The sequence below is a fragment of the Janthinobacterium sp. OK676 genome (assembly GCF_900103595.1).
GTDB lineage: Bacteria > Pseudomonadota > Gammaproteobacteria > Burkholderiales > Burkholderiaceae_D > Janthinobacterium.
This window is the reverse complement of sequence record NZ_FNHA01000007.1, coordinates 171700-189853: the sequence shown is the minus strand read 5'-3', so window position 1 is coordinate 189853 and position 18154 is coordinate 171700. Positions and strand designations below refer to the sequence as shown.

The 18154-nt window shown below is 65.9% G+C and carries 17 protein-coding genes; 5 read left to right on the top strand and 12 right to left on the bottom strand.

From position 1 onward, the window contains the following. Window positions 1-19: 19 nt before the first annotated feature. The 4 genes from BLU39_RS15675 to BLU39_RS15660 all read left to right on the top strand — a co-directional run bounded on the left by BLU39_RS15675 (window position 20) and on the right by BLU39_RS15660 (window position 3405). Window positions 20-601, top strand: a complete 582-nt coding sequence (locus BLU39_RS15675) for a hypothetical protein (protein ID WP_139178305.1) — start codon at window positions 20-22, stop codon at window positions 599-601. Between the two features lie 74 nt (window positions 602-675). Next, entirely contained in the window at window positions 676-1848 is a 1173-nt protein-coding gene (locus BLU39_RS15670; RefSeq protein WP_092714517.1) for a helix-turn-helix transcriptional regulator, read from the top strand. Between the two features lie 139 nt (window positions 1849-1987). Further along, window positions 1988-2284 (top strand): ArsR/SmtB family transcription factor, encoded by a 297-nt coding sequence (locus tag BLU39_RS15665; protein ID WP_092714515.1) that lies wholly within the window; start codon window positions 1988-1990, stop codon window positions 2282-2284. Window positions 2285-2340: 56 nt separating this feature from the next. Further along, window positions 2341-3405, top strand: coding sequence for an alkene reductase (locus BLU39_RS15660; protein ID WP_092714513.1), 1065 nt, complete (start codon window positions 2341-2343; stop codon window positions 3403-3405). Between the two features lie 107 nt (window positions 3406-3512). On the opposite strand, the gene BLU39_RS15655 is transcribed toward BLU39_RS15660, so the two are convergent. Then, complete coding sequence (locus tag BLU39_RS15655) at window positions 3513-3734, bottom strand: hypothetical protein (RefSeq protein ID WP_092714511.1); 222 nt, start codon at window positions 3732-3734, stop codon at window positions 3513-3515. A 249-nt stretch (window positions 3735-3983) separates the two neighbouring features. On the opposite strand from BLU39_RS15655, the gene BLU39_RS15650 reads away from it, so the two are divergent. After that, the gene (locus tag BLU39_RS15650; RefSeq protein ID WP_092714509.1) at window positions 3984-4595 is read left to right on the top strand and encodes a 1-acyl-sn-glycerol-3-phosphate acyltransferase; all 612 of its coding nucleotides are present in this window, start codon (window positions 3984-3986) and stop codon (window positions 4593-4595) included. Here the strand turns inward: BLU39_RS15650 and BLU39_RS15645 are convergent. From BLU39_RS15645 to BLU39_RS15595, 11 genes are all read right to left on the bottom strand, one after another. Continuing rightward, window positions 4592-5152 carry a HupE/UreJ family protein gene (locus BLU39_RS15645; RefSeq protein WP_232731122.1) on the bottom strand — a complete coding sequence of 187 codons (561 nt, stop codon included), beginning with the start codon at window positions 5150-5152 and terminating at the stop codon, window positions 4592-4594. The genes BLU39_RS15650 and BLU39_RS15645 overlap by 4 nt on opposite strands. Continuing rightward, window positions 5149-5787, bottom strand: coding sequence for an urease accessory protein UreG (ureG, locus tag BLU39_RS15640; RefSeq protein WP_092714505.1), 639 nt, complete (start codon window positions 5785-5787; stop codon window positions 5149-5151). Before ureG ends, BLU39_RS15645 begins: the two co-directional genes overlap by 4 nt. A gap of 23 nt (window positions 5788-5810) precedes the next feature. Further along, the gene (locus BLU39_RS15635; protein WP_092714734.1) at window positions 5811-6491 is read right to left on the bottom strand and encodes an urease accessory protein UreF; all 681 of its coding nucleotides are present in this window, start codon (window positions 6489-6491) and stop codon (window positions 5811-5813) included. Continuing rightward, complete coding sequence (gene ureE, locus BLU39_RS15630; RefSeq protein WP_092714503.1) at window positions 6491-7015, bottom strand: urease accessory protein UreE; 525 nt, start codon at window positions 7013-7015, stop codon at window positions 6491-6493. Before ureE ends, BLU39_RS15635 begins: the two co-directional genes overlap by 1 nt. Window positions 7016-7028: 13 nt before the next feature. After that, window positions 7029-8729: an urease subunit alpha gene (gene ureC / locus BLU39_RS15625; protein ID WP_092714501.1), complete on the bottom strand. Its 1701-nt coding sequence runs from the start codon at window positions 8727-8729 to the stop codon at window positions 7029-7031. A gap of 1 nt (window position 8730) precedes the next feature. Then, window positions 8731-9060: an urease subunit beta gene (locus tag BLU39_RS15620; protein ID WP_034751935.1), complete on the bottom strand. Its 330-nt coding sequence runs from the start codon at window positions 9058-9060 to the stop codon at window positions 8731-8733. A gap of 21 nt (window positions 9061-9081) precedes the next feature. Then, window positions 9082-9384, bottom strand: coding sequence for an urease subunit gamma (locus tag BLU39_RS15615; protein ID WP_034751936.1), 303 nt, complete (start codon window positions 9382-9384; stop codon window positions 9082-9084). A 26-nt stretch (window positions 9385-9410) separates the two neighbouring features. Continuing rightward, window positions 9411-10277, bottom strand: a complete 867-nt coding sequence (locus BLU39_RS15610) for an urease accessory protein UreD (protein WP_092714499.1) — start codon at window positions 10275-10277, stop codon at window positions 9411-9413. Between the two features lie 130 nt (window positions 10278-10407). Beyond that, on the bottom strand, window positions 10408-12612 hold the full coding sequence (locus tag BLU39_RS15605; protein ID WP_092714497.1) for a two-component system response regulator: 2205 nt from the start codon (window positions 12610-12612) through the stop codon (window positions 10408-10410). A gap of 175 nt (window positions 12613-12787) precedes the next feature. Next, on the bottom strand, window positions 12788-14953 hold the full coding sequence (locus tag BLU39_RS15600; protein WP_092714494.1) for a sensor histidine kinase: 2166 nt from the start codon (window positions 14951-14953) through the stop codon (window positions 12788-12790). Further along, on the bottom strand, window positions 14950-18006 hold the full coding sequence (locus tag BLU39_RS15595) for a sensor histidine kinase (RefSeq protein WP_092714492.1): 3057 nt from the start codon (window positions 18004-18006) through the stop codon (window positions 14950-14952). Before BLU39_RS15595 ends, BLU39_RS15600 begins: the two co-directional genes overlap by 4 nt. Window positions 18007-18154: the final 148 nt, after the last annotated feature.

The window sequence follows — 18154 nt, the reverse complement described above, 5'->3', positions numbered from 1 at the left end:
ACAGTCCACAGGGGAAATCATGCAAGCACATCCAACCACCTTTGCCGTAACCTTGCTCGGCTGCCTCATGCTGTCCGCCTGCGGTGGCGGCGGCAGCGACGACACCAGCTCGGGCAGCGGCTCCACCAGCGCCGGCGGCACCAGCGGCACCTCGGCAAACTGCCAGTACAGCAATCTGATCAGCGACGCGGAACGCAAGCAGGCCAGCGCCTGCGGCATCCAGGTATCGGGCAACTACGCGCAGGCGGACTCGGGCTACGACAGCGTCGTTGCCGCCTGCAAGCAGGGGCAGAAAAGCGTTGCCGACACGTACTACAGCGGCACGTACCAGAAAATGGTCGACTATGCGCGCAGCGTGAGCAAGGAACTGGGCTGCGGGCAAAACAATGGCACCACCTTACCCAACAACACCACGGCAAGCAACTACAATTTCTGTGTCAAAAGCACCACCGTCAATGGTAAGCTCAGCTATGAAGGCGCTTGCTACGGCCCCGTCAAGTCGGGCGAAGGCGGCTGCGGCAGCGGCTATAACTACGTGAGCCAGTACAGCAGCCTCAGCACGTGCACGTCCGGCGGCAAAAGCTGGCTGGAATCGCGCTAAGGAAAGGGCGGCCGTTTGTTCCGACCGCCCCTTCCGTTTGTCTTGCCCGTTGCTTGCCGCCATGAGGATCGCCAATGACGCCATCGCTCGCCGTTGCCAGCCAGGCACTGATTACCCTGATCTACGAAGCGGCCACGCGGCATGGCGCCTGGTCGCAATTCCTGGCCGCCCTGGCGCAACAGCTGAAGTCGCACGCTGGCCTGATCTGGGCCAATGATTTCAGCAACCGCTCGGTCGATGTCCAGCTGCCTGGCAGCGGCCTGGCCGCCACCTATGGCTTCGAATCGGACGCCATGGCCAGCTTTGCCAGCTATTACGGCGCGCGCAATGTGTGGCTGGAAGACGCTTCCCTGCACCGCGAAGGCGCCGTTGTCACCGGCTCCATGCTGTTTCCCGACCATTGCCTGAAGAAAACCGAATACTGGACGGACTGGCTGCGTCCGCAAGACATCTTTTATACGGCGGCGGCCATCGTCGAACTGCGCGCCGAGCGCTCCACCAACGTCACCGTGGTGCGCCGCGAACAGGCGGGCGCCTACGACGCGGGCGAGCTGGCGCTGATCCGCAAGCTGATGCCGCATTTGCAAACGGCGTTTGCCCTGCAGCGCAAGCTGCGCCGGCTGGAAGTGCTGTCCCAGAGTTCCACCCAGGTGCTGGAATTACTGCCGTTTGGCGTGCTGCTGCTCGACGCCACGTCGCAACTGCTGTACGCCAACGAACGCGCGCTGGCCATGACGGCTTCGGCACGGCTGCTGCAGCTGCGCGAAGGCGCGCCCCTGTATTGCCCGCGCGAAGCGGACAACGGCGCGCTGCGGCGCATGCTGCATGAGGCCGCGCAAACCGGCACGACGGCGGCAGGCGGCCCCGGCGGCGTGCTCAATCTGAACGGACTGACGGGCGAACAGCTGCGCCTGCGCGTCACGCCCCTGCCCTCCTGGCACAGCCCGTTCGGCTCGGCCAGCGCCATCGCCGTCTTCCTCAGCGACAGCAGCGACCTGATCACCTCGCTGGCGGCCACCCTGCGCAATTTCTATGGCATGACGGTGGCCGAGGCGCGCCTGACGGAAGCGCTCGTCAACGGCTATTCCCTGCAGGAATACGCCGAACGCCAGCGCATCTCCATCCACACGGCGCGCACGCAGATCAAGAGCGCCACCGCCAAGGCCGGCGCCCAGCGCCAGGTGGACCTGGTGCGCATCGTGCTGACAGGTCCGGCCGTGCTGCAGCGCAATCCCCTTCCCGCCTGAATCCTTCAAAAATGCGTGCCGCCAGCACGCTTTTCATTTATATCGTAAGATAGCCATATCGTAAAACAGCGATATTAGAATTGAACAATCACGATATATACATCGCTGGAAAGCGAATTGTATGTTCAGGAGAAACAATATGGATATCGACGCCATCCACAAGGCGCTGGCCAATCCGGTACGCCGGCAGATTTTGCAATGGCTGAAGGAGCCGGAACAGCATTTCCAGGAGCAGGATCACCCGCTGCACCTGGGCGTGTGCGCCGGCCTGATCGACCGGCGCCTGAACCTGTCGCAATCGACGGTGTCGGCGCACCTGGCCAGCTTGCAGAAGGCGGGCCTGATTTCGGCCACCAAGGTGGGCCAATGGAGTTTCTTCAGCCGCAATGAAGCGACCATCCAGGCCTTTCTCGATCACATGCAGCAAGGTTTGTAACAGCAACCCCATCCACATCGCCGCACGCGGCACTCTCGACAGGAAAGACAACCACCATGGCAACTTTATTCGATCCCATCACCATTGGCAGCCTGCAACTGAAAAACCGCATCATCATGGCGCCGCTGACGCGTTCGCGCGCCGGCAATCCGGGCCGCGTGCCCAACGCCCTGATGGCCGAGTACTACACGCAGCGCGCTTCGGCCGGCATGATCATCTCGGAAGCGACGGCCGTCACGCCGCAGGGCGTGGGCTATGCCGACACCCCGGGCATCTGGTCCGAGGAACAGGTGGAAGGCTGGAAACACATCACCAAGGCCGTGCATGACGCGGGTGGCCTGATCGTGCTGCAACTGTGGCACGTGGGCCGCATTTCCGCGCCGCTCTTCCTCGACGGCGACCTGCCCGTGGCGCCCAGCGCCGTCAAGCCGGCCGGCCATGTAAGCCTGGTGCGCCCGCAACAGGAATTCGTCACGCCGCGCGCACTCGATACGGAAGAGATTCCCGGCATCGTGGCGGCCTACCGCCTTGGCGCGGAAAATGCGAAAAAAGCGGGCTTCGACGGCGTGGAAATCCACGGCGCCAATGGTTATTTGCTCGACCAGTTCCTGCAAGACAGCACCAACCTGCGCACCGACAACTATGGCGGCTCAATTGAAAACCGTGCCCGTTTGATGCTGGAAGTGACGGACGCGTGCATCGAAGTATGGGGCGCGGACAAGGTCGGCATGCATCTGGCGCCGCGCCGCGATGCGCACGACATGGGAGACTCCGACCCGCACGCCACCTTCGGCTATGTGGCACGCGAACTGGGCAAGCGCGGCATCGCCTTCATCTGCGCGCGCGAAGCGCTGGGCGACGACCGCCTGGGCCCTTACCTGAAGCAGGAATTCGGCGGCGTGTACATCGCCAACGAGAAAATGGACAAGGCGGCGGCCGAAGCCCTGCTGGCCAAGGGCGAAGCCGATGCCGTCGCCTTTGGCCTGTGGTTCATCGCCAACCCCGACCTACCCATCCGCCTGCACAGCGATGCGCCATTGAACCCGCTGAACCCGGCCACCCTGTACGCACCGGACGCAGCCGGCTACACGGACTACCCGGCGCTGGCGGCCCACGGCTGAACGGCACCCTGAGCAGCAACCAGCGGCTTCCCCCCGGCGGCGGGCGCAACGATACGAACGCAAAGGACTGCGTGACGATCGCGGCGCCCGCCGTTTTTGTCTGTCCTTCAGCGCCATCGGCGCCGTGCCGGCCGGGCCGGACGGCGCGCCTGCACGCTGCTGAAGACACGGCGTATCACCTCGGCCGGCACCGCGTGCTCGCGCAGGTAGGCCGTCGCCACCGTTCGTCCCAGCGCATGATGGAACGCCACGCCGCGCTCGACGAGCTCGGCCATCACTTTGTCCGTTCGGGCATGCTGCCCAGGTACATCATCGATACTGTTTTTCATGCCATGGCTCCTATCGGGTGGATCGACCTTGCATCAAGTTTTGACCACATTGTGCCCATTTAGTGCCCGACACCGTGGCAAAGCATCGTTAAAATAGAGCCCGCAACGGCCCCGACACCGCATGAATAGCGGCCTCGGCTGCTTGTCGCCACCGCCAGCCCCGTATAGAATGCCTGCGCAGAATTTTTGCTTCAAGGAAAATGGCCACCAGCGCCATCCCATTAAGAATAGTGTCACTGAAGGGTATCAATGGACGATTTATTTGTACAAGCGGGCGACTTGCCGACCTGGCACCAGCGCTGCGCGCTGCGCGTGCTGCAGCTGTTTGGCTGGCGCATGCGCTTTCGCCCCTTGCCGGGGCCGCGCGGCATCGCCGTCGTCTACCCGCACACGTCCAACTGGGATTTCATGGTGGGCCTGTTCGGCAAATGGGCGCTGTCGCTGCCCTTCCGCTGGCTGGCCAAGGACTCGCTGTTCCGCGGCCCGATGGGCAAGGTGCTGCGCTACCTGGGTGGCGAACCGGTCGACCGCAGCACCACCAGCGGCACGATACAGCGCCAGGCCGAACGCATGCTGGCCGCCGACTGGTACTGGCTGGCCATCACGCCGGAAGCGACGCGCAGCTACCGTCCGAACTGGAAAAGCGGCTTTTATCACCTGGCCGTGGCGGCCAAGGTGCCTTTGCTGCTGGTCTACATCGACTATCCGAACAAGGTGCTGGGCGTCGTCGACCATTTGTATTTGACGGGCGACAAGGACGCCGACATGGCCGCCATTGCCGCCGTGTATGCGGGCCACCAGGGCTTGCATCCGGAAAAGGCGGCGCCCATCGTGCTGTCGGAACGCCGCCCTGGGGCCTAAGCAACTCCCATCAGCACCACGCCGGCGGCCGTCAAGGCGACGCCGGCCACGCGCAGCATGCGCTCGGCCAGCACCTGGCCGGTGAAACGTCCCGCACCCAGCAGCACAGCCGAGGCCAGCATGAAGCCGCAGGCGGCCGAGGCGGCCGGCAATTCCTGACCATGCGCATTGCCATGCGCCAAGGCGAACAGGCCCACCAACCCCATGCCGAGCCAGTTCGGCAAGGCCAGCGCCAGCGCGATGGCCAGGCCTACCAGCGCCACCGTGGCGGCGATGCCCGTTTCCAGCCCGGGCACCGTCAAGCCCGCCATGCCGGCCAGCGCGCCGAGCAGCATCATGCCGAGAAATGTGGCGGGCTGGGCCAGGCCGCGGCGCTGCTGGCCGCCCCAGATACCCACGCCCAGCATGGCCAGCAAATGGTCGATGCCCGTGAACGGATGGGCGAAACCGGCCAGAAATCCCGCGCTTTCGCCGTGGCCGGGATGGGCCATGGCGGGCATGGCCAGCAGACACAGGGCAGCCACGGCGGCCGTTCTCTTCATCAGTGTTGCAGTCATTGCAGCTCCTTGCCTGGTTGATCGAGCAAACCTTGCTCGCGGATAAAGTCGATGACCACCTGCACGCCGTCGCCGCTGCGCAGGTTGGTGAACACGAAGGGGCGCTCGCCGCGCATGCGCTTGGCGTCCTGCGCCATCACGTCGAGATTGGCGCCCACGTACGGCGCCAGGTCCGTCTTGTTGATGATCAGCAAATCGGAACGGGTGATGCCGGGCCCGCCCTTGCGCGGGATTTTTTCGCCGCCGGCCACGTCGATCACGTAAATGGTGAGGTCCGACAGTTCCGGGCTGAAAGTGGCGGCCAGATTGTCTCCGCCCGATTCGACGAGGATCAAATCGAGGTTGGGGAAATCCGCCTGCATGCGCGCAATGGCTTCCAGGTTGATCGACGCGTCTTCGCGGATGGCCGTGTGCGGGCAACCGCCCGTCTCCACCCCCATCAGGCGCTCGGCCGGCAAGGCGTCCGCGCGCAGCAGGATTTCCATGTCTTCCTTGGTGTAGATGTCGTTCGTGATGACGGCCATGTCGTAGCGCTCGCGCATGCCCTTGCACAGCATTTCGCACAGGGCCGTCTTGCCCGAGCCGACGGGCCCGCCGATGCCCACGCGCAGCGGATTGGAGGTGATCGAAGTCATGGTATGGTCTCTCGTTGTAGTGTTCAGGAACGGTACAGGCGGCTGTACTGCACTTCATGGCGCATCGACAGCAGCGACAGGCCCGGCGCCCAGTTGCCCATCTCGTCGTCTTGCAAGGTTTGCGCCGTGATGGCCGCCGCTTCCAGGTCCGGCCGCAGCGACAGCAGCAAACGCTGCCCCGCCACCTGCCCCAGCGGCACGGATTTCACGCAGACGAGCACCTGGTTTTCAGCCCACGCAAACAGCATGGCCAGCAGCGCCTCTTCGCGGGGAATGGCCAGCGCCGCCACGGCGCAGGCATAGGCCGTCGGCAGGGCCACTTCCGCCTGTCCCTGCAGCATGTCGATCAAGACGCCGTCGGCCACGCCCAGTTCGGCCAGCAATTTGGTCAGGGAATAGCCCATCTGGATGGTTTCGGCGCGAAATTCCGCCGTGTCGCGCGACGCGATGAAGCGCTCGCTCCAGCGCTGCACGGCGCGCAAATCCTGTTCTTCAAACGCCTGCATCAGCCGCCAGCACAGGGGCGCTTCCCAGCGCGCCACCACCTGCGCCAGATGCTCGGCGATCCAGTTGCGCGCCGTGGCCGCGTCGTGCACCAGGCTAGACTCGAGCGCCGCTTCCAGCCCCTGCGAATAGCTGTAGGCGCCGATCGGCAAGGCCGGGCTGGCGAACTGCAGCAAGTGCAGCAGGGCCGACGCCTGCATCATGCGGCGCCCGGCGCATCACTGGGACGGTGGATCTTCTGCCGCAGCGGCACGGGCGCCAGCAAGTGCTGGCCGTGGCCGTCGTGGTGGCCATGGCCGCCGCCGTACGCGCCCGCCTCGGGCTCGAACGGCGCGCTTTCTTCCGTCACCATCGCCTGCAAGCCTTCCAGCATCTCCTTCAGCACGACGTCCTTGCGGATGCGCAAAAAGCCGTCGCCCACCTGCGCCTGCGTGTGGCGGTTGCCCAGGTGGAAAGCGCAGCGCAGCAGGGTATGCGCATCGGCGCACCGCACCAGGTAGGTCGGCTCGCGCGCGGCGACGATCTGCACCACCTGCCCGCCTGGCCCCGTCATGCGCTCGCCGTCGCGCAGCACCGTGCCGCGCACGGTGAACACGGCCACGTCGCCGCCATTCGACAGCACGGCGCGCAGCCGGCATTTTTCGCGCTGGTCGTAGGGCAGAACCAGTTGCGCGGTGGGTGCCCGCTCATCGTCGGGACCTAATTTGGTATGCAAAGTCAGCATGCTTGTCTCCTGCTTAAAATAGAAAATAGCGCTGCGCCATCGGCAGCACGGCGGCCGCCTCGCACACGAGCAGCTGGCCGTCGGCGCGCACGGCATAGGTTTCCGGGTCCACTTCCATGTGCGGCGTGGCGCCGTTGTGGATCATGTCGTGCTTGCGCAAGCCGCGCATGTTCTTCACGGCGATGACGGATTTGTTCAGTTTCAGCTGGTGGCCGATATCGAGGTCGTAGGCCGCCTGCGACACAAACGTAAACGACTTTTTCAGGCCGCCGCCGAAGGCGCCGAACATCATGCGGTAGTGCACGGGCTGCGGCGTGGGGATCGACGCGTTCGGGTCGCCCATCTGCGCGGCCGCGATCATGCCGCCCTTTAAAATCATCGACGGCTTGACGCCGAAAAAGGCCGGCTTCCACAGCACGATATCGGCGATCTTGCCCGCCTCGATCGAGCCCACCACGTGCGCAATCCCGTGCGTGATGGCCGGGTTGATCGTGTACTTGGCGATGTAGCGCTTGGCGCGGAAATTGTCGCTGCGGGCCGTGTCGGGCGCCAAGGCACCGCGCTGCACCTTCATCTTGTGCGCCGTCTGCCAGGTGCGCATGATCACTTCGCCGACTCGCCCCATCGCTTGCGAGTCGGACGACATCATCGAGATGGCGCCGATGTCGTGCAGGATGTCTTCCGCGGCGATGGTTTCGCGGCGGATGCGCGACTCGGCAAAGGCCACGTCTTCGGCGATGGCCGGGTCCAGGTGGTGGCACACCATCAGCATGTCCAGGTGCTCGTCGAGCGTGTTGACGGTAAATGGGCGCGTCGGGTTGGTCGACGAGGGCAGCACGTTGGCTTGCCCCACGGCGGCGATGATGTCGGGCGCATGGCCGCCGCCCGCCCCTTCCGTGTGGAACGTGTGGATGGTGCGGTCCTTGAAGGCGGCCAGCGTATGCTCGAGAAAACCGCCTTCGTTCAGGGTATCGCTGTGCAGCGCCACCTGGATATCCATGCGGTCCGCGACGGACAGGCAGTTGTCGATGGCGGCCGGCGTGCTGCCCCAGTCTTCGTGCAGTTTCAGGCCGACGGCGCCCGCGCGCACCTGTTCTTCCAGCGGCAGCGGCAAACTCACATTGCCTTTGCCCATGAAGCCCAGGTTCATCGGGAAGGCGTCGGCGGCCGCCAGCATGGCGTGCAAGTGCCACGGCCCCGGCGTGCAGGTGGTGGCGGCCGTACCCACGGCCGGCCCCGTGCCGCCACCCAGCATGGTCGTCACGCCGCTCATCAGCGCTTCCTCGATCTGCTGCGGGCAGATGAAGTGGATGTGCGTGTCGACGCCGCCGGCCGTGACGATCATGCCTTCGCCGGCGATGATCTCGGTGGCGCCGCCAATGGGCAAGGTCACGCCAGGCTGGATGTCGGGGTTGCCCGCCTTGCCGATGCCGAAGATCAGGCCATTTTTCAAGCCGATATCGGCCTTCACGATGCCCCAGTGGTCGAGGATGACGGCATTCGTGATGACGGTATCCATCACCTCGGCCGCGCAGCGCTGCGACTGGCCCATGCCGTCGCGGATCACCTTGCCGCCGCCGAATTTCACCTCTTCGCCGTAGATCGCATAGTCATGCTCGATCTCGATGAACAGTTCCGTGTCGGCCAGGCGGATGCGGTCGCCCTTGGTGGGGCCGAACATTTCGGCATACGCGCTGCGGGGAATACTGGCCATCTCAATCCTTTCCCGGTGGAGTGTCTTGCAGTTCGCCCATCACTTCGCCATTGAAGCCGTACACCTTGCGCTCGCCCGCCAGCGCCACCAGTTCCACGGTGCGCTGCTGGCCCGGTTCGAAGCGCACGGCGGTGCCGGCCGTGATGTTCAGGCGCATGCCGTAGGCGCGCCAGCGCTCGAACGCCAGCGCCGGGTTGACTTCAAAAAAGTGGAAGTGCGAGCCGACCTGGATCGGCCGGTCGCCCCGGTTGGCCACCACCACGGTGGCCGTGGCGCGCCCGGCATTCAAGCTGATTTCGCCTTCTTCCAATTGGTATTCGCCTGGGGTCATGAGGGGCTCCTTCTCAAAAAACTACGGTATCGGGTGGTGCACGGTCACCAGCTTGCTACCATCGGGGAAGGTCGCTTCCACCTGGATGTCGGGGATCATCTCGGCGATGCCGTCCATGACGTCGGCGCGCGAGAGTATCTTCGTGCCGTCCGACATCAGCTGCGCCACCGACTTGCCATCGCGCGCGCCTTCCATGATGGCCGCGCTGATCAGGGCCACCGCTTCCGGATAATTCAACTTCAAGCCGCGCGCCAGGCGCCGTTCGGCCAGCAGCGCGGCCGTAAAAATGAGCAGCTTGTCTTTTTCGCGGGGAGTCAGGTCCATGTTTTTCCTTGTGATTCCTTGCTTGTTCAAGTGTTCCAGATGCGGGGCACGACGGCGTCGCGTCCCAGCATGGCGGGGCGCAGCAGCTGCCAGGCGGCCAGCATGACGCGGCGCGCCGCCTCGCTGTCGCCGCACAGCAGGCGCACCACCACCAGCGATTTCATGTGCGTGGCGCCAAACGCGGCGCCGGCCGGCACGCCGATCCCGCGCACGGCCGCCAGCACGGCGGGCGTAACTTGCGTGCCGACGGCGATCAGGGTGGCGCACACCGTGTGGCCCGCCAATCCCAGCGGGCTGGCCATCAGCGCGCCGCCGGCCGCCAGCACGCCCTGTTCCCACCACAGCAGCTTGCCGCCGCGGCGGATCTGCACCTGCTGATCGATGCTGCCCGTGTTGAAAACTTCACCCGAGGCGCTGCGCCCCAGGCAGACGATGTCGCAGCCGATGTAGCTGGCGTCGGGCGCCAGTTCCACCTCGTGGCGCAGGCGCACGCAGGCCTGGTCGAAGAAAATGCTTTCCTGCGGCAGCCACTCGATGGCCGCGCCGCTACCGGCGCGCAGCACGACGTGCTGGCCCGAGACATGCCCGTTGGCGCGGTACCATTTGGCCGCGCCCGGCGACGTGAGCAAGGCGCGCGCGCCCTCGCCCACTGTGGCGTCGACGGCCAGCTGGTCGCCGCCCACCACGCCGCCGGGCGGGTGGATGATGATGGCGTGGCAGACGGCGTCGCCTTCCGGGTACAGGGGCTTTTGCACGCGCAGGGGGCCGCTGTGCGTGCGCTCGACGAGGCGGCTGACGCCATCGTGAAGCGCAAAACCCAGGCGCAGCTGCGCCTGCCAGGCGCTATGCGTGCTGGCTGGTGAAGGCGTGGCTGGATGGGGTCTGTCTGGCATGCGTGGCAATCGCGTAAATAAGCGATTACCTAAGCAGGATATGTGCCAGCGTCAGGGGAAGGAAACGTGAGAATCGCGCACCGCGCTGCAGCGGACGCACCGGCATGGTGCATCGGCCGCACCGCGGTATTTAGGTCGCGGCCAGGGTGCGCCGTTCGCGCAGCAAGGCCGTGAAGGCATCCGCGGCCAGCGGACGGCTGAAATAATATCCCTGCATTTCATCGCAGCCGTGTTCCGTCAGGAAGTCGACCTGTTCGCGCGTTTCCACGCCTTCGGCGATGACGCGCATGTCCAGGTTGTGCGCCAGCGAGATGACGGAGCGGGCGATGGCCGCGTCGCTGCTGCTGGTGGTGACGTCGTCGACGAAGGATTTGTCGATTTTGAGCACGTCGATGGGAAAGCGTTTCAGGTAACCGAGGCTGGAATAGCCGGTGCCGAAGTCGTCGAGCGAAATGCCCACGCCGATATCCTTCAGGCGCGTGAGGGCCGCCACGGCCTTGTCCGGGTCGCCCATCACCGTGCTTTCCGTGATCTCGATGCCCAGGCAAGCGGGCGCGATGCCGTATTTGCGCAAGGCCGCCTCGACGAAGGGCACCGTGCGGTCCTGCGCGAACTGCTTGCCGGACAGGTTGACGGCCACCTTGATGCTGCCCAGGCCCGCGTCGTGCCAGGCGCGGATTTGCGCGCACACGCTTTCGAGCACCCATTCACCGATGGCCGTGATCAAACCGTATTCCTCGGCCAGCGCGATGAAGAGGCTGGGCGGCACCTTGCCCAGCACGGGGTTATCCCAGCGCAGCAGGGCTTCCGCACCCAGCAAGGCGCCCGTGCGCAAGCACATCTGCGGCTGGTAGTGCACGTCGAATTCATCGCGGCCGATGGCGCCGCGCAGCTGCTGCTGCATGGCCAGGCGGGCGCGGATATCGCTGCCCATGCGCTCCGTGAAGAAGGCGTAATGGTCGCGTCCCATTTCCTTGGCGCGCACGAGGGCCGTGTCGGCGTGGCGCAGCACGTCGTCGAGACTGTCGCCATCGGCCGGGCACATGGCGATGCCGATGCTGGTCGTCAGGGCCAGGCGTTCGCCATCGACGCTCAATTCTTCGCGCAAGCCGGCCAGGATGGTTTGCGCCAGCCCCAGGGTGCGTCCCAGCAGGGCATCGTCCTGCAGCAGGATCTGGAATTCGTCGCCGCCCTGGCGCACCACCGTGTCGCCCTCGCGCACGCAGCCGGACAGGAAACGCGCCACCACTTGCAGCGCCTTGTCGCCGACGGCCTGTCCATGCGAATCGTTGATGTTCTTGAAGCGGTCCAGGTCCAGGCACATCAGCACCACCTGCTGGCCGTCGCGCACGGCGTTCGCGCGCGCCTGTTCGAAGCGCTCGCGCAGCAGCACGCGGTTCGGCAAGCCCGTCAGCGCATCGTGGTAGGAGAGGAAGTCGATCAGGTGCTGCTCGGCCTTGCGCTCGCTGATGTCGAGGAAGACGCCGATGTAGTTGACGACGGCGCCATCGGGGCCGTGCACGGTGGAGGCGCTGAGCAGGCAGGGATAGGTGTCGCCGCTCTTGCGCCGCGTCTGCACCTCACCCGACCAGCAGCCGCTGCTGCGCAAGCCCTGGCGCATGGCCTGCAGCACCGCTTCGCCCGTGTGTTCGGCGTGCAGGCGCAGGATGTCCGTACCCACCACTTCCGGCGCCGCGTAACCGGTGATGCGTGTAAAAGCGGGATTGGCCGTGACGATGACGCCCGATGCATCCGTGATCAGGATGGCGTCCTGCGTCGCTTCGAAGACCTGGCCCGACAGGCGCAGCAACTCTTCATTGGCGCGGCGGATCTGCACTTCGCGCGCCAGGGTGCTGGCCACCTGTTCCAGTTCGGCCGTGCGTTCGGCCACCCTCCGCTCCAGGTTGGCGCGCTCCTGCGCCAGCTGCAGCTGCGCACGCGCCAGGCGCACATGGGCGTCCGTGCGGGCCAGGATTTCCTCGGCCTGGAAGGGCTTGGCGATGAAGTCGACGGCGCCCAGCGCAAAGCCGCGCACCTTGTCGTCCGTGTCGTACTGCGCCGACAGGAAGATCACCGGCACCTGGCGCAGGGACGGTATCTCCTTCAGGCGGCGGCATACTTCAAAGCCGTCGAGGCCGGGCATGCGCACGTCGAGCAGGATCAGCTCCGGCGGGCGCGCCTGGGCCGTCCACAGGGCCAGCTCACCGTTCGGCGCCTGGCGCACGGCATAGCCGGCGCCGCCCAGCAAATCGCTCAACAGCTTCAGCGAAGCCGGCGTATCTTCAACGATCAGTACTTCGCCCTTCGAGTTCACTTCCGAAAAATCGCGGTGCATGTAGCAGTTCTCTCAGCTTTGGATGAGGCGCGGCGCTCGTTTGCCGCGCTGGACAAGACATTTCTTTGCGATGAACTACATACCATCATCATAATCTTTATTGCAATTTAGCACCATCCATCAGCGGCACTTGGGACGTCTTTTCAGCCAATCCGATGTTGTCAGCCCACACTTTTCAGGCATCGGCCAGCACGCCTTCCTGCTCCAGCAAGTCGCACAGCTGACGGTACTGATGCTGGTCGAGCATGGCCTGCAGGGGCGCCAGCAAGGGAGCAGCCGCCGCAGGCAAGGCCGCCAGCAGCTGCGCCACCCTGGCCAGGTTCAATTCGCGCAGCGCCACCAGCAAGGCGGCGCGCTCGTCCCCTGCCAGCAGTTGCAAGTCTTGTGCCCGCAGCGCCGGACGCGCCTCGGGCGCCGGTGCTGCCGGCGGCGGCACGGGCGCCTGTGGCGGCGCTTCGGCCGCCTGCGCGGGTATGCTGAAACGGAAAGTGGCGCCCTGCCCCGGCGTCGATTCCACCGTCAGCTCGCCCTTCATCAGCTGCACGAATTCGCGCGAGATGGCCAGACCCAGTCCCGTGCCATCCTTTGGCCCCGCGCTGTCGGCCTGCACGAAGGGCTCGAAAATGCGCTGCTGGTCTTCCGGGGCGATGCCGATGCCCGTGTCGCAGACGGCGAACGACAGCATCCATTGATCGCCACCGCGCCGTTCGCCGCGCACGCGCAGGGTGACCTCGCCGCCGCCGGCGAACTTGACGGCGTTCGACATCAGGTTCAGCAGCACCTGGCGCAAGCGCGTCGCGTCGAGCAGCACGGCCGGCGGCAGGGCGACGCAATCGAGGCGCAGCGTCATGCCCTGCTGCTCGGCGCGCATGCCCAGCATGTCCATCACTTCCTGCAGCAGGGGCGCCAGCGCCACCACGGCCGTCTGCGCCTGCAGGCGGCCCGCCTCGCCCTTCGACAGTTCGAGGATTTCATTGATCAGGGTAAGCAGATGATTGCCCGAGCGGTGGATGATGGCCAGGTTGCGCTTTTCATCGTCGTGCATGTGGGGCGAGGCGGCCATCAGGCGCGAAAAGCCGATCACGGAATTCAAGGGCGTGCGCAGTTCATGGCTCATGTTCGCCAGGAAGGTGCTCTTCGCGCGGTTCGCCGCCTGCGCCTGGCTGACGGCCACCGACAGGGCGCTCGTGCGCTCGGCCACCAGTTCTTCCAGGTGATGGCGGTGGCGCAGCAGTTCCAGTTCGGCCTCGCGGTGCGCCGTGATGTCGTAGTTCGAGCCCACCAGGCGCATGGGCAGGCCCTGCCCGTCGCGGAAGATCACGGCATCGACCTTGATGTAGCGGATGGCGCCATCGGGCCACAGGATGCGGTATTCGTGCGTAAACGCCTGGCCGGCGCCCAAGGCGGCGCGCAGGGCCTCCTTGGCGGCCGGCACATCGTCGGGCATCAGCGCCGCGCGCCAGATCGCCGCCGGCGCCATGCCGCTGTCCGCATCGGCCTTGAATTGCGCGTACATCTGCTCATCCCACTGCAAGGCGCCGCTGCTGACGCTCCAGTCCCAGATGCCGATGCTGGCCGCGCCCGTGGCCATCTGCACGCGCTCCTCGCTGCGCTGCAAGGCGCGGTAGCGGCTGTCGAGCAGCGCCACCATGTCGCGGATGGAGCGGTACAAGGTGCGCAGCTCGCCCAGGAACCACGCTTTCGGCGGCGTGCCGAATGCTTCGCCCTGCCCTGCCTGGATGCCGGCCGCATATTGGCCGATCGCCTTCAGGGGCTTGAGCATCAGGCACCACATGAGCAGCCAGATGCTGGCCACGAGGATCACGTCGAGCGCCACGATCATGGCGCCGATGCCCAGCGCGCGCTGCCGCAGCTGCGCGTGCAGCAGGGCCGGCGTCGCGTACACGGCCACGCTGCCGATGACTTGTCCGCCCATCGTCACGGGGCGCCGCTGCACCAGCCAGTCGGGCTGCGCGGACAGCGAGGAAAAGCTGCCGATGGCGCCGTCCGCCGTGCGGCGCAAGACCAGCGCCTCCTTGCCGACGCCCGGCGTCAGCGAGCTGGCCACCAGGTCGCGCTTGCCCAGCATGCTGCGCATGATGGCCTGCATCTGCTTTTCATCGAGATTCCACAGGGGCAGTTCGATGGCGACGGCCAGCTGGTCCGCGCTCACGGACAGGCTGCGCTGCAGCTGCTGCCAGCGCTGCTCGCGTTCGGACTGGTAAAACAGCACGGCAAACACGAGCAGCAGCGCGGTGACGACAAAGGTCAGCGCCACGCTGACGGCCAGCACGATGGACACGCCGCCCAGGCGCGCGCCCTTGGATGGGTGAAGCGTCATGCGTCTTCGCCCTGCGGCTCGCTGGCCAGCTGCGCCAGCAAGGCACACAGCGGCTGGTATTGATGCTGTTCCAGCATGGCGGCGACGTGCGCGGCCAGCTGCGGCAGGCTGGTCGCCACGCCGGCCAGCACGATGGCGCTGCGCCGCAAATCGAGGGCTTGCACGGATTCGAGCAGCGCCTGGCGCTCGGCCGCACCCAGCTGTCCCAGCGCCTGCCGCAAGTCGAAGGCGGCGGCCGGCACGCGCGGCGGCATGGCGCCGGTGCGCTGGAAGCGCACGCCCAGCTGCTGCTCCAGCATGGCGAACAGGTGTTCCTGCTCGATCGGCTTGCGCAGGAAGCCGTCGGCGCCGGCGGCCAGCGCCTCCTGCTTTTCTTCCTCGAAGGCGGAGGCGGTCATGATCACCAGGCGCGGCTGCGCCAGCGCCGGCTGCGCGCGCAGCCAGCGCGTCAGCGCCAGGCCGTCCATGTCCGGCATGCGCCAGTCGCTGAGCACGATGTCGTAGCGCTGCGCGGCCAGCATGGCTTGCGCCTGCGCGCCGCCCGCCGCCTCGTCCAGCTGGAAACCCAGCGGCGCCAGCAAGCCGGTCAGCAGCTTGCGGCAGTTGTCGTCATCGTCGACCAGCAGCACCGTGCGACCGCGCTGGGCCGCCGGCAGGCGCGCCACGCGACCCGGCGCCGGCGGCGCGGCGGCAGGGCACTGCACGCAGGGCGCGCGCAAGTCGAAGTGGAACATGGAGCCGGTCCCCAGGACCGATTCGACGCGCAGCTCGCCGCCCATCAGGCGCACGAATTCGCGCGAAATGGTCAGTCCCAGTCCCGTGCCGGCCTGCGCCACGGCGCTGTCGGCCTGCACGAACGGTTCAAAGATGCGTTCCAGGTCGTCTTCCGCGATGCCGCTGCCCGTATCGCGCACGGCAAAGGCCAGCGCCACCTGCCCATCGCTCTCCGCCTGGCAGGCCAGCGACAGGGTCACGCTGCCCTGCTCGATGAACTTGAGCGCGTTCGACAGCAAATTGAGCAGCACCTGGCGCAGCTTGGCGCCATCGAGGCGCACCAGCGGCGGCACGCCGGAACGCTCGAGCCGCAGCGCGATGCCCTGGTCGCCGGAGCGCATGCGCACCATCTCGAGCACCTCGTCGAGCAAGCCGTTCAAGTCGACGGGTCCCGCTTGCAGCTGCATGCGGCCCGCCTCGATTTTCGACAATTCCAGGATATCGTTGATCAGGGTGAGCAAATGATGGCCGGCGCGGTTGATGATGGCCAGGTTATGTTTTTCTTCCTCGAACATGCTGCTCGAATCGGCCATCATCTGCGAAAAGCCGATCACGGAATTCAAGGGCGTGCGCAATTCGTGGCTCATGTTGGCGAGAAAGACGCTTTTTGCGCGGTTCGCCGATTCGGCCTCGGTGACGGCCACCGACAGGGCCGCGGTGCGCTGCTGCACCAGTTCTTCCAGGTGGTCGCGGTAGCCGAGCAATTCCTGCTCGCTTTGCTTGCGCTCGGAAATGTCGACGATGCCGCTGCGCACCAGGCGCCGCCCTTCCATCGGCAGGCGCACCAGCCGCACTTCGCAAGGGAAGATGCTGCCGTCGGCGCGCCGCACATTGCGCTCGACCAGGATGGGTTCACCGAGCATGGCGCGGCGCAGATGTTCTTCCATCATCAGTCCCAGCGGCAGGCCGTCGGGCTGCTCACCCGTGTACAGGTCGAACGGCCCGCGCGCCAGCAGCGCTTCGCGCGACATCCCCAGCATGCGCTGCGCGCTGCTGTTGGCATCGATGAAGCGGTCCTGGTCCAGGTCATACACGACGATGGCTTCGGGCGCATGCTCGACGAGGATGCGGAAGCGCTGCTCGCTTTCGCGCGCATCGCTCTCGGCGCGGCGCAAACGGCGGCGCTGCAGCAGCAAGGCGCTCAGCATGCACGCCATGGCGAGAAACACGGCGCCAGCCGACAGCACGGCGGCGCGGTGTTCATGCCACAGCTGGGGCGGGCGGTTGAAGAACAGGGTATCCGGCGGCAGCCGGCTGATGTCGGCATCCCAGCGCTGCAGCTGCTCCCAGTCATACATGGGCACGGGACGCACCGGCGGCAGCAAGGCACCCGGCGCGGCAGGCGCCTTGCCGGCCAATACGGCCAGCGACATCTGCGCCACCTGCTGCGCGGCCCCTTCGATGTGCAGGATGGAGCCGCCCAAGATGCCCTTGCCCACGTTCGTGTTGTACATGCCGAAGGCAGGCACGTTCGCCAGCCGCGCCAGTTCCCCCGCAAATTGCACGGGGGTGGCGATATTGCCGTCCACGTCGCGGTTGACATTGCCCGTCACCAGCAGCGTATCGGCGGGCAGGTGCGCCACCTTCGCGCGCATCTGCGCCAGGGTCAGGCCGTCGAGATACTCCATGAAAACGATACCCTGCCACGCCTGCGCCGCCTGCTGCATGTTGCGCTTCAAGGCCTGGTCGGCCTCGCTGGCGCCGACGGCCATGACGATGTTTTTGGTTTCAGGGAACAGCGCCATCGCCTGCGCCAGGGTGCCGGAAAAATCGACGTTCGCCTTTTGCTGCCAGATGGCCAGAGGGCTGCCGGCCGGCAAGGCCTTGCCCGAGGTGTTAATCGCCAGCACGGGCACGCCGCGCGCCAGCGGCGCCAGGTCCGACAGCAAAAAATCGAGCGCCGGCTGCTGCATGGCGATGATCAGGTCGGCCTTGCGGCCCATCATCTGGGTGTATCTTAAAAGCAACAAATCACGCATCTCGTTGCGCAGCGCGGGATCACCCTGGGTATTCAGATTCAGGTGCTCGACCATGATGTCTTCGCTGGACAGTCCCGCAGCGGCCAGGGCGGCCACATAGGTGCGCGTGTACGATTCCACGCCGGCGCGGCCGTAATCGTAGGCATTAAGGACCAGCACGCGCTGCCCCCGGTGCGGCGGCGCGGCGCTTGCAGCCAGCGCCGGCGCGGCCGCAGCGGCGCACAGGATCAGCAGCAATGCGCGGCCACAGCGGATCACCGCTGCCCTGCCCATCCCGCCGCCAGGCACATCACGCATCATTCGCCATGCCCATGCTCACTCCCGCCTGTCACCATGTTTCAACTATGCGCCGACTGCTCAGCCACCGACACTTACAAAAACATGATAACGTCAACTGCAGGGGCAAGTCTATTGCTTAGGGCAATCATTTCACAATACCCCCGCTCGC